Below are 11884 nucleotides of genomic sequence, written 5' to 3' on the forward strand. Positions count from 1 at the left end.
GCAAAGCCGTTCAGCCCGCGTAGTCGGTCCAGGGCATGTCCTCGCCCTTAAGCCCGCCTTTGATGACGCGGGTCGGCAGGCCGATCCCGTCCAGCAGGGTGAAGAACGGCTTGGGGTCCAGCTCTTCGACGTTTTTCATCGTCTTGGCATCCCATTCACCGGTGGCCACCAGCATCGCCGCTGCAACCGGCGGCACGCCTGCGGTGTAGGAAATCCCTTGGCTGCCCACCTCGTTGAACGCGTCCTTGTGGTCGGCGACGTTATAGACGAACAGCTCGATCTCCTCGCCGTCCTTCACGCCTTTGACCAGATCACCGATGCAGGTCTTGCCGGTGTATTCGGGCGCAAGGCTTGCGGGATCGGGCAGGCAGGCCTTGACCACCTTCAGCGGCACCACTTCGCCGCCATCGGCCAGTTTCACCGGCTGTTCGGACAGAAGGCCGATGTTTTTCAACACGGTAAAGACGTTGATGTAGTGGTCGCCAAAGCCCATCCAGAAGCGCACGTCGGCCTGCGGGTAGTTGGTCGCCAGCGAATGCACCTCGTCGTGGCCGGACTGGTAGGCCTTGGACGGGCCAACCACCGGCAGATCCCATTCGTGGCCAGAGGCGAACATGGTCGTCTCTTTCCACTGCTGGTCTTCCCAGTAGTAGACGACGCCCGTGAACTCGCGAAAGTTGATCTCGGGGTCAAAGTTGGTCGCGAAATACTTGCCGTGCGAACCTGCGTTGATGTCGACGATGTCGATGCTCTTGACCTCGTCCATCTGGTCGATGGCAAAGCGGGCAAAGGCATTCACCACGCCCGGATCGAAACCGGCACCAAGGATCGCGGTCACGCCCTTTTCCGCGCAGGTGTCGCGGCGCTTCCACTCGTAGTTGGCGTACCACGGCGGGGTCTCGCAGATCTTGTCGGGCTCTTCGTGGATGGCCGTGTCGATATAGGCGGCGCCGGTTTCGATGCAGGCGTCCAGCACGTGCATGTTCACAAAGGCGGTGCCCACGTTGATGACGATCTGCGCGCCGGTCTTGTTGATCAGGGATGCGACCTCGGCGGATTGGGTGGCGTCCACTGCATGGGCGTCAAACGTGCCCTCCACCTTCATGGCGGATTTCTCATGCACGCTGGCGATGATCGCGTCGCATTTGGATTTCGTGCGGCTTGCGATATGCAGATCACCCAGCACGTCATTGTTCTGGGCGCATTTGTGCGCCACCACTTGCGCGACGCCACCGGCGCCGATGATGAGAACGTTCTTCTTCAAGTCAGAACTCCCTTTGATGAAGGCCCCGCAAGGGGGCGGTCACTCACGACAGGGCAGCCGCGAAATCGTCGTAGGTAAAAGAGCGCACCAGCCGCTCCGATCCGTCAAGCTCGCGGATCGCAATGGCTGGCATCTGCACGCCGTTAAACCAGTTTTTCTTAACCATTGTGTAACCGGCGGCGTCCTGCATGGACAGCCGGTCACCGGGTTTCAGGGCGTGATCGAATTTGAATTCGCCAAAAATGTCACCGGCCAGACAGCTTTTGCCGCAGATCATCCATTCCTGATCGCCGCGTTCCGCCATCTTGGCGCTTTCGCGGTAGATCAGCAGATCCAGCATATGCGCCTCGATCGAGCTGTCGACGATGGCAAGGTTCTTGCCGTTGTGCAGCGTGTCCAGAACGGTGACCTCCAGCGTGGTGGAATTGGTGATCGCCGCCTCGCCGGGTTCAAGGTAGACCTGCACCTCGTTCTCGCCGGCAAAGCGTTTGAGCCGCTCGGCAAAGCGGTCCAGCGGGTAGCCCTCGCCGGTGAAATGGATGCCGCCGCCAAGCGAGATCCACTCCATCCGTTTGATCAGCGCGCCAAAGCGGTCCTCGATCTGGCCCAGCATCTCGTCGAACCGCTCAAAGCTGTCGTTTTCGCAGTTGTTGTGGAACATGAAGCCGGACACCAGATCGGCCACGGGGGCGATGTCCTCGGGCGTGTGTTCGCCCAGACGGCTGAAGGGGCGGGCCGGATCGGCCAGATCGAATTCCGACGTCGACACACCGGGGTTCACCCGCAGGCCGCGGGTGTGGCCGCGCGACTGCGCCTCGAACCGCTGCAACTGCTGGGCGGTGTTGAAGATCACCTTGTCCGAAGAGGCCAGCACCTCTGCCATCTCGTCCGGCGCCCATGCGACGGAATAGGCGTGGGTCTCACCGGGAAATTTCTCGCGCCCCAGCTTCATCTCGAACAGCGACGACGAGGTGGTGCCATCCATATACTCGGACATGAAATCGAACACCGACCATGTGGCGAAACATTTCAGTGCCAACAGCGCCTTTGCGCCGGACTTTTCCCGCAGATGGGCGATCTTCTCCATATTGGGAAGAAGGCGGGATTTGTCGATCAGGTAATAGGGGGTCTGCATGGCGGCGGGCCTTTCCTGTGCGCAAAGGACAAAGCGGTCACGCGGCGTGTAGCGGGTCTGCGCCTCTGCCGCAATTGGCGATGTGGGGCGTCAGCGCGCAAGATCCAGCAATCCGGCCACATCCAGATGCGTCTCAAGGTGATCGGCCAGCGCATCCAGCGTGGCGTCCACCGTCGCGTCATAGCTGTCCGTGGCCGCAGTCGCCCCCAGATCCGCCAGCCACGCCGCACGAAAGGCATCATCGCTGAACATGCCGTGCAAGTAGCTGCCCTGCACCCGGCCATCCGCAGACCGCGCCCCGTCGGGCTGTGCGTCCAGCATGGCAAAGGGGCGGTCGCAATCGGCTCCTGTGGTGCGGCCGATGTGGATCTCGTAGCCCTGAAAGGGCAGGGCGGTGGCGGCATGGCGGGCGGTCACGCGGGTCAGACGTTTGTCGCCGGTCATGGTGGTGGTCACATCCAGCAAGCCCAGCCCGGCGGTCTCGCCTGCCGGCCCTTCGATGCCATCGGGATCGCGCACCACATGCCCCAGCATCTGGTAGCCGCCGCAAATCCCCAGAATGCGCCCGCCGCGCCGGTGATGCGCCAAAAGGTCGATGTCCCACCCTTGGGCGCGCAGAAACGCCAGATCGCCACGGGTGGATTTCGACCCGGGCAGGATCACCAGATCCGCATCACCGGGAATCGGCTGTCCCGCTCCCAGCATCGTCAGCCGCACCGACGGCTCCTGCGCCAGCGGGTCGAGGTCATCGAAATTGGCGATCCGCGACAGATGCAGGCAGACGATGTGCAGCCCGTCAGCGGCGTCGTTGGACCGGATGTCCTGCGCGTCCTCGGCGGGCAGTTTCCACGCATCCGTAAACCACGGGGCCGTGCCAAAGCCGGGCCAGCCGGTATGCCGCGCGATAAAGTCATAGCCGTCGTCGAACAGGCGCGGGTCGCCACGGAACTTGTTGACGACAAAGCCCGCGATGCGGTTGCGGTCCCCGTCCGGTAGCACCGCTTGGGTACCCACGATCTGCGCGATCACGCCGCCCCGGTCGATGTCCCCGATCAGCACCACGGGCAGCGCCGCGGCCTCGGCAAAGCCCATGTTGGCAATGTCACCGGCGCGCAGATTGACCTCCGCCGGAGAGCCCGCGCCTTCGACAATCACCAGATCATGCTGCGCTTTCAGGCGGTGGAAGCTGTCCATCACATGCGCCATCAGCTGCGGCTTCAGTGCTGCGTAATCGCGCGCGCGCACTGTGGCCAGACGCTTGCCCTGCACGATCACCTGACTGCCCACATCGGTTTCCGGTTTCAGCAGGACGGGGTTCATATCCACCACAGGCTCCAGCCCGCAGGCCCGCGCCTGCAAGGCCTGCGCCCGCCCGATCTCGCCCCCGTCAGCGGTCACGGCGGCGTTGTTGGACATGTTCTGCGGCTTGAAGGGGGCGACCGACAAACCGCGCCTGCGCGCCGCGCGACACAGGCCCGCCACCAGCACCGATTTGCCCACGTTGGACCCGGTCCCCTGCATCATCAAAGCTGGCATGGCGCGCCCCTCCCGTCATCAATCCGAGCGGTGATACGCCCGCTCGCCCGCAACAACAAGATCAGCCATCATCCCCGGGCAGGGGCAGTTGCGCCAGATGATATTCGCGGGCAAAGCGCGAGGCGGGCTTGGCCACAAACAGGGCCGAGCCGATCACGAACAACCATGTGGCCACGGTCTGCGTGCTGTCCCAGAAAAACAGAACCGACCCCACAAGAAACGCGAGCCCCGCAAGAAAATCGACCGTGGTGTAAAGCCGTTCGTAAAAGCCATAGACCTCCTGGTGCTTTGGCGTGGCGTCGTGCAGATCGGTGTTGAACATGGGGCGGCCTCTCGTCTGTGTCGCGACAAAGCTAGCCCGTGACGGTTCACGGGCCAGCGCGCCGCATCAAAGCGGCTTAAAACTCCACACCTTTTTGTGCTTTGATCCCGTCGCGGAAGGGGTGTTTGACCAATGTCATCTCGGTCACCAGATCGGCGGCTTCGATCAGTTCGGGTTTGGCGTTGCGCCCGGTCAGGCAGACATGGGTCATCTCGGGCTTTTGATGCAGCAGGAAATCGACCACCTCGTCGATGTCGAGATAATCATAACGCAGCGCGATGTTGATCTCATCGAGCAGCACGAACCGGATCTCGGGATCAAGGATCTGTTGCTTGGCGATCTCCCAGCCCTTTTGCGCGGCGGCGATGTCGCGCTCCTTGTCCTGCGTCTCCCAGGTGAAGCCCTCGCCGGAGATAAAGAACCGGCATTCTTTGGCGAAACGGGTGCGGATCATCTCGGCCTCGCCGGTGACCCAGTTGCCCTTGATGAATTGCACCACGGCGCAGGGCATATCGTGGGCGATACACCGCAGGATCATGCCAAACCCGCTGGAGGATTTGCCCTTGCCCGGTCCGGTATGGACCATGATCAGGCCTTTTTCCTCGGTCTTGGTGGCCATCATGCGGTCGCGCGCGGCCTTGATCTTTTTCATCTTCTCGGCGTGGCGGGCGGCGTCGGCCTCTGTCACATCCTTTGTCATGGCGCGTCCTTTCCTTGACAAGAGCCGGTGTTCCGGCGCATCTGCCTTTTGCTGGTGCCTGTCTCTAACAGGTGAAAAGGGAATGTGCAGCCTCGATACGCGGGGTCAAGCACAGCCGCCCCCGCGACCGTGACCGGAAAGGGTCCGAACCACTGATGCCCGCGACGCGGCGTCGGGAAGGTCGGGCACCGTTTCGGCCTTGATCCCAAGGCCGTTGTTCCGCAAGCCGGGAGACCTGCCAGCCGCCGTGACACGGGCACGGGCAATTGCAACCGGGCGGGGTGATCCGGGGGAGCATGCGGGGCCGTTTTCGCAATGGCCAGCAATCCCCTTGCCGCGCGCCGACAACGAATGAGGACGCCATGACCGACACGGTCATCGAAGCCGCCAAGGACGCAGAGAACCGCGCCACAGCGCCTGTCGAACTGCTGGTCTGTGTGAAATGCCGCGGCCAGTCCGAGGTGCCCGCCGACGACCGCCGCCCCGGGCAGGCGTTGTATGATGCGCTGACGGGCGGTGATATCCCCGCAGGCGTGCGCGTGACGGCGGTGGAATGCCTGCAAAACTGCGAGGCCGGCTGCACTGTGGCCTTGCGGGGCGGGGACCGCTGGACCTACGTTTATGGCAATCTCGACGACGCGGCCCATGCGCCGATGCTGCTGGACGGCGCGGCGCGCTATCACGCGACGACGGACGGGCTGATCCCGTGGCGCGAACGTCCCGACCATTTCAAGCGCAACTGTGTGGCGCGTATTCCCCCTGCGACAAAGGACTGACCCATGACCGATCTTGCAAAACTGCCTGTCACCGTGATCACGGGCTTTCTGGGCTCCGGCAAGACCACGCTGGTGCGCCATCTGATGCAGAACCCGGGCGGCAAGCGTCTGGCGGTGGTTGTCAATGAATTCGGCGATGCGGGCGTGGACGGCGACATCCTGAAATCCTGCGCCATCCCCGATTGCCCTGCCGAGAACATCATGGAGCTGGCGAACGGCTGCATCTGTTGCACCGTGGCCGATGACTTTATTCCCACCATCGAGGCGCTGATGGCGCTGGACCCGCGCCCCGAACATATCCTGATCGAAACCTCCGGTCTGGCGCTGCCCAAACCGCTGCTGAAGGCGTTCGACTGGCCCGATATCCGCTCCAAGATCACGGTGGACGGCGTGATTGCGCTGGCTGACGCCGAGGCCGTGGCCGCCGGTCGCTTTGCCCCCGATGTGGCGGCGGTGGACGCACAGCGCATCGCCGATGACAGCATCGATCATGAAACCCCGCTGTCCGAGGTGTTCGAGGATCAGATCTCCTGCGCCGACATTATCCTGCTGACCAAGCCTGATCTCGCCGGGCCAGAGGGCGTGGCGCGTGCTAAAGAGATCATCGCAGCCGAGGCCCCCCGCCCGCTGCCCGTGGTCGAAGTCGCCGAGGGCGTGGTGGACCCGCGCGTGATCCTCGGGCTTGAAGCGGCGGCAGAGGATGACATGGACGCCCGCCCCAGCCATCACGACGGCCACCACGATCACGAACATGACGATTTCGATTCCATCGTGGTCGAGCTGCCCGAACAACAAAGCCCCGAGGCGCTGGTGACGGCGATCGAACGGCTCGCCAACGAGCTCAACATCCTGCGGGTCAAGGGCTACGCCAGCGTGCAGGGCAAGCCGATGCGCCTGTTGGTGCAGGCGGTGGGGGCGCGGGTGCGCCACCAATACGACCGCCCCTGGGCCAAGGACGAGCCGCGCCGCAGCCGCGTTGTGGTGATCGGGGAGCATGACGACATCAAGGTCGCCGAAATCCACGCCATCCTCGGGGCAGAAACCGCGCCTGCGTAGGGTGGGTTTTCAACCCACCTGCCGCCGAGGTTGCTAAGGGCATCCCATGCACGTCATCTTTCGCGAAAGCCACGGGCTCGAAGAGACCGACACACCACAGGATCTGGGGCAGACGCCCGCGGATCTTGTGGTGCTGTCCTTCTCTGACAGTGATCTGGGGGCCTTTGCCGAGGGCTGGCGGCGCGGGGGTGGCCCGGACGGCCGCATGCCCACGCTGCGGCTGGCCAATCTGGCGGCGTTGAAACATCCGCTCTCCGTCGACACCTACATCGAACAGACGCTTGCGGGTGCAAAGGGCATCCTGATCCGGCTGATCGGCGGGGTGCCTTACTGGTCCTACGGCCTGCAGCAGGTGTTTGCGCTGGCGCAGGCGCGTGGCATGGCTCTCGCGGTGCTGCCCGCCGACGGGCGCGAGGATACGCGTCTGGACGACTTTTCCACCCTGCCCAAATCCACCCTGCGTCGGCTGCAGCATCTGTGCGACAGCGGCGGCACCGTGGCGGCACAGGCGGCCTTGGCGCAGCTTGCGCTGGCGGCGGGGCTGTATGCGGGGCCGGTGATGGGGGCCAAATCCCTGCCACCGCATGGCGTCTGGTCTCCGGACACAGGCGCGGTGCTGCCGGATCTTGGAGCACAGGATGCCGCGACCGATCAACCCGTGGCGCTGGTGTTCTACCGCTCCTATCTTGTGGCGGCGGATCTGGACCCGATCCGCGCCTTGGCCGCCGAGTTCACCGCTCGGGGCCATGCGGTGCACTGTTTCTTTGTCCCCTCGCTCAAGGCGCCTGAATCCGCCTGTTGGCTTTACGGCCAGCTCACCGCGCTGCAACCGGCGGCGATCCTGAACGCCACGGCGTTCTCCGGCAAGGGCGCGGATGGCACCACGCCGCTGGATGCGGTGGATGCGCCGGTCTTCCAATGCACGCTGGCGACCTCCACCCGCAGCGCCTGGGCCGAGGCAGAGCGCGGCCTGTCGCCCGCAGACCTCGCCATGCATGTTGTCCTGCCAGAGGTCGACGGATCACTGGCGGGTGATGTGGTATCCTTCAAAGAGCCGGGCACGCGCGACCCGCATCTGCAATTCGCCCGCTTTGCCCATCGCGCCGACCCCGCGCAGGTGGCGGCCCTGGCCGACCGCGTTTGCGCGCGGCTTGCACTGGCCAAGCAGCCGGTTCCCCAGCGGCGCGTCGCGCTGGTCTTGTCGACCTATCCGGGCAAGGACTGGAACATGGGCCATGCGGTGGGGCTGGATGCACCGGCCTCCGCGCTGGCCATCCTGTCCGACCTGCGCGCGGCGGGCTATGACGTGGGTGCCGCGCCCGATGATCTGCCGACCGCATTGCTGGCGCGCGATCTGCGCTGGCCACTGGCGGACTACCGCACAGCCTTGGCCCGGCTGCCAGAGCGTCTGCGCGCCGATCTGCAGGCCGCTTGGGGCGCGCCCGAAGACGACGCACTGGTGCAGGACGGGGCCTTTGCCTTTGCCGCGCTGCAAACGGGGCAGGCCATCGTGGCCTTGCAACCCGAACGCGGCACACCGGCCACGCGTGACGACGACTACCACGACGTCAGCCGCGTGCCCTGCCACGGCTATGTGGCGTTTTATCTGTGGCTGCAGCAACAGGCCGATGCGCTTGTCCATGTGGGCGCGCATGGCACGCTGGAATGGCTGCCGGGCAAATCCGTGGCCCTGTCACCGGACTGTTGGCCGCGCGTGCTGACCGGCGACATGCCGGTGCTTTATCCCTTTATCGTCAATGACCCGGGCGAGGCGGCGCAGGCAAAGCGGCGGCTGGGCGCGCTGGCGCTGGGCCATGTGCCGCCGCCTTTGGTGCAATCGGGCACACCGGACCGGCTGGCCACGCTGGAATCGCTTCTGGACGAATTTTCCAACGCCGACGGGCTGGACCCACGCCGCCGCGACCGCCTGCAAAGCGCCATCCGCGACGAGGCGCAGGCGTTGGGCGTCGAGGACGATCTGGGGCTGGAGCGCGCCACCTCCACCGCCGAGGCGATCACCCGCATCGACCGCTTTGTCTGTGACGTCAAGGAAAGCCAGTTCGGCGAGGGGCTGCACATCTGGGGCCGCACCGAAGGCAGCACCCTGCCGCAGGCCGAGGCCAGCGCCGCAGGCGAACGTCAGTCCATTCTCGACGCGCTCGATGGGCGCCGGATTGCGCCGGGGCCGTCGGGCTCGCCCTATCGCGGACGGCGCGACGTGCTGCCCACGGGGCGCAACCTGTTCACCACCGACCCCCGCTCGGTGCCCACCCGCGCCGCCTACGCCCAAGGCGTCACATTGGCCGAAGAGCTGGTCCGCCGCCACCTGCAGGACGAGGGCGACTGGCCGCGCGCGCTGATCGTGGATCTCTGGGGTTCGCAGACCATGCGCACAGCGGGCGAGGAATTTGCCATGGCGCTGCATCTTCTGGGGGTGCGCCCGATCTGGGACACAGGGTCGGAGCGCGTCTCGGGGATCGAGGTGCTGCCGATTGCGGAACTCGACCGTCCGCGCGTCGATGTGACCTTGCGCGTCTCTGGCCTGTTTCGCGATGTCTTTCCGGTGCTGTCCACGCTGTTTTCACAGGCGGTGCGGGCACTGGCCCAGCGTGACGAGGCTGCGGACTGGAACCCGTTTGCAGGGCGCGCCGATTTGGCCCGTGTCTACGGACCCGCGCCGGAATCCTACGGTCTGGGCATGGGCGCCACCGCCGAGGATTACAGCGACGCCGGTCGTGCGGCCGCGGGCGAGGCATGGCTGCGCGCCTCGTCCTATGCGCTGGACGGCGATGCGGTCACGGCGGATGCCGCGGGGATCCGCGCGCGCGTGGCCGATGCGGACAGCTTTGTGCATTTGCACGACCTGCCGGAAACCGATCTGCTGCTGGCGGCGGATTTCGCCGCACATGAGGGGGGCTTTGCCGCAGCGCAGGCGATCACCGGCGGGCGGGCCGCGCTCTACCATCTCGACAATGCGGACCCCGCCAACCCGCGCGCCTGCAGCCTGCCCGAGGAAATCGCCCGCGTCGTGCGCGCCCGCGCCACCAATCCGCGCTGGCTGGCGGGAATGAAACCGCACGGCTTTCGCGGCGCTGCGGAAATTGCGGCCACGCTGGATCACATGGCGGCCTTCGCGCATCTGGCGCGTGTGGTGCCGGGGCATCTGTTTGATGCCTATCACGACGCCACGCTGGGCGATCCTGACGTGGCGGCCTTTTTGCGCGACGCCAACCCGCAGGCCTATGCGGCGATGCAAGACCGCTTTAAGGAACTGATGCGGGCAGGGCTGTGGGTGACACGACGCAATTCCATCCTTGCCAGCCTCGAAGAGGAGCAAGGCGCATGAGCACAGACCACAGACGCGGCTGGTGCCCGGGGGCGCTGCGCCCTATGGCCTCGGGCGACGGGCTGGTGGTGCGGGTGCGGCCCCGTCTGGCCCGGCTGACCGCGCCGCAGGTGCTGCGCCTGTGCGCCTTGGCGGACCGGTTGGGCGACGGCGGTCTGGAGATGACGAACCGCGCCAACCTGCAGATCTACGGAGTGCGCGCCGAGGACCACGGCCAGATGCTGGAGGCCTTGGCCGATGTGGGGCTGCTGGATGCGGACGCCACGCTGGAAAGCCGCCGCAACGTGTTGGTCGCGCCCGACTGGCTGGATCAGGACGATCTGACACCACGTTTGACCCAGGACCTGTACGCGCGGCTGTCCGAGTTGCCCGATCTGCCCGCCAAAGTGGGCTTTGCCGTGGATCTGGGGGATGCGCCCGTGCTGGGACAGGATCCGGCGGACATCCGGCTGGAACGCAGCGCCGACGGGCTGATCCTGCGCGCCGATGGCGCCACCACGGGCCGCCCCGTGACCGAAGACTGCGCCATCGACCGCCTGATCGAGCTTGCGCATCTCTTTGCCGCCACACGGCAGGCCGACCAGCGCCGGGTGCGCGCCTGGGTCGCCGCCGGTGGCCTGCCGCAGGACTGGCAGGGGCATGCGCCCCGTCCGGCCGCATCCCGCCCCGCCGTCGGCGGGCAGGGGGCCTTCGGCGCGCCCTTTGGCCGGATCGAAGCGGTGGATCTGGTGTCCCTGATGATGCACAGCGGCGCCAGCGCCCTGCGCATCACCCCGTGGCGGATCTGTCTGGTCGAGGGCAACTGCCCCGAAACGCACCCCGGATTTATCACCGATCCCGATGATCCGCTGCTGACCACCAGCGCCTGCCGTGGCGCGCCGTCCTGCCCGCAAGGGACGGTGGATACCCGCCATCTGGCCCGCCAACTGGCCCCCCATGTGCGTGACCTGCATGTCTCCGGCTGCACCAAGGGCTGCGCCCGCGCGCGCGCCTCGGCGGTGACGGTGGTGGGGCGCAACGGCACCTATGACATCGTGCGCAACGGCACCGCCGCCTGCGCCCCGACCCACAGCGGCCTGAACGCCGAAGACACCATCTCTCATCTCACGAGCCCTCAATGACCTACAGCTATGAAACCGATGGCGCGGCTATCTACAAACAGTCCTTCGCCACCATCCGGTCCGAGGCCGATCTGGCCCGCTTCAGCGCCGACGAGGAACCCATCGCCGTGCGCATGATCCACGCCGCAGGCATGGTCGGGCTGGAACAGCACATCCGCTTCTCCCCCGACTTTGCCAGCGCCGCGCGCAAGGCGTTGCAGGCCGGTGCGCCCATCCTGTGCGACGCGCGCATGGTGTCCGAAGGTGTCACGCGCAAACGTCTGCCCGCCAATAACGAGGTCATCTGCACCCTGCACGCCGAGGGCATCCATGACCTTGCCGCGCGCATGTCCAACACCCGCTCCGCCGCAGCACTGGAGCTGTGGCGCCCGCATCTGGACGGCGCGGTTGTGGCCATCGGCAATGCGCCGACCGCGCTGTTCCACCTGCTCAACATGCTGCAGGACCCCGATTGCCCGCGCCCTGCGGCCATCATCGGCTGTCCCGTGGGCTTTGTCGGCGCGGTGGAATCCAAAGACGCGCTCTGGGCGGACCAGCCGGTGCCCTGCTGCATCGTCGAGGGGCGTCTGGGCGGCAGCGCGATCACCGTCGCGGCCATCAACGCCATCGCGAGCCGGGCGGAATGAGC

Annotated in this window: 10 protein-coding genes and 1 riboswitch; of the genes, 5 read left to right on the top strand and 5 right to left on the bottom strand. The window is 65.8% G+C overall.

Going from position 1 to position 11884, the window contains the following annotated elements; genetic code table 11:
• Nucleotides 1-10 precede the first annotated feature (10 nt).
• The 5 genes from ACN5AZ_RS07415 to cobO all read right to left on the bottom strand — a co-directional run bounded on the left by ACN5AZ_RS07415 (nucleotide 11) and on the right by cobO (nucleotide 4957).
• The gene (locus ACN5AZ_RS07415; RefSeq protein WP_419428225.1) at nucleotides 11-1264 is read right to left on the bottom strand and encodes a saccharopine dehydrogenase family protein; all 1254 of its coding nucleotides are present in this window, start codon (nucleotides 1262-1264) and stop codon (nucleotides 11-13) included.
• A gap of 43 nt (nucleotides 1265-1307) precedes the next feature.
• A complete protein-coding gene (locus ACN5AZ_RS07420; RefSeq protein ID WP_419428226.1) occupies nucleotides 1308-2399 on the bottom strand; it encodes a carboxynorspermidine decarboxylase in 1092 nt (363 codons plus the stop codon).
• A 90-nt stretch (nucleotides 2400-2489) separates the two neighbouring features.
• Nucleotides 2490-3935: a cobyric acid synthase gene (locus tag ACN5AZ_RS07425; RefSeq protein ID WP_419428227.1), complete on the bottom strand. Its 1446-nt coding sequence runs from the start codon at nucleotides 3933-3935 to the stop codon at nucleotides 2490-2492.
• Between the two features lie 61 nt (nucleotides 3936-3996).
• Entirely contained in the window at nucleotides 3997-4257 is a 261-nt protein-coding gene (locus ACN5AZ_RS07430) for a YrhK family protein (RefSeq protein WP_419428228.1), read from the bottom strand.
• Between the two features lie 76 nt (nucleotides 4258-4333).
• Entirely contained in the window at nucleotides 4334-4957 is a 624-nt protein-coding gene (gene cobO, locus ACN5AZ_RS07435; RefSeq protein ID WP_419428229.1) for a cob(I)yrinic acid a,c-diamide adenosyltransferase, read from the bottom strand.
• A gap of 35 nt (nucleotides 4958-4992) precedes the next feature.
• Nucleotides 4993-5215: riboswitch (cobalamin riboswitch) on the top strand.
• 104 nt (nucleotides 5216-5319) lie between these two features.
• On the opposite strand from cobO, the gene ACN5AZ_RS07440 reads away from it, so the two are divergent.
• From ACN5AZ_RS07440 to ACN5AZ_RS07460, 5 genes are read left to right on the top strand one after another with little or no spacing between them, the layout of a single operon-like run.
• Nucleotides 5320-5733: a DUF1636 family protein gene (locus ACN5AZ_RS07440; protein WP_419428230.1), complete on the top strand. Its 414-nt coding sequence runs from the start codon at nucleotides 5320-5322 to the stop codon at nucleotides 5731-5733.
• Between the two features lie 3 nt (nucleotides 5734-5736).
• A complete protein-coding gene (gene cobW, locus ACN5AZ_RS07445; protein ID WP_419428231.1) occupies nucleotides 5737-6789 on the top strand; it encodes a cobalamin biosynthesis protein CobW in 1053 nt (350 codons plus the stop codon).
• Between the two features lie 46 nt (nucleotides 6790-6835).
• The gene (cobN, locus tag ACN5AZ_RS07450) at nucleotides 6836-10135 is read left to right on the top strand and encodes a cobaltochelatase subunit CobN (protein WP_419428232.1); all 3300 of its coding nucleotides are present in this window, start codon (nucleotides 6836-6838) and stop codon (nucleotides 10133-10135) included.
• Nucleotides 10132-11256: a cobalamin biosynthesis protein CobG gene (locus ACN5AZ_RS07455; protein WP_419428233.1), complete on the top strand. Its 1125-nt coding sequence runs from the start codon at nucleotides 10132-10134 to the stop codon at nucleotides 11254-11256. Before cobN ends, ACN5AZ_RS07455 begins: the two co-directional genes overlap by 4 nt.
• Nucleotides 11253-11882, top strand: a complete 630-nt coding sequence (locus ACN5AZ_RS07460) for a precorrin-8X methylmutase (protein WP_419428234.1) — start codon at nucleotides 11253-11255, stop codon at nucleotides 11880-11882. The genes ACN5AZ_RS07455 and ACN5AZ_RS07460 overlap by 4 nt, the downstream gene beginning before the upstream one ends.
• Nucleotides 11883-11884 lie beyond the last annotated feature (2 nt).

Origin of the sequence: Sagittula sp. SSi028, assembly GCF_048553715.1 — a bacterium.
Taxonomy (GTDB): domain Bacteria; phylum Pseudomonadota; class Alphaproteobacteria; order Rhodobacterales; family Rhodobacteraceae; genus Sagittula.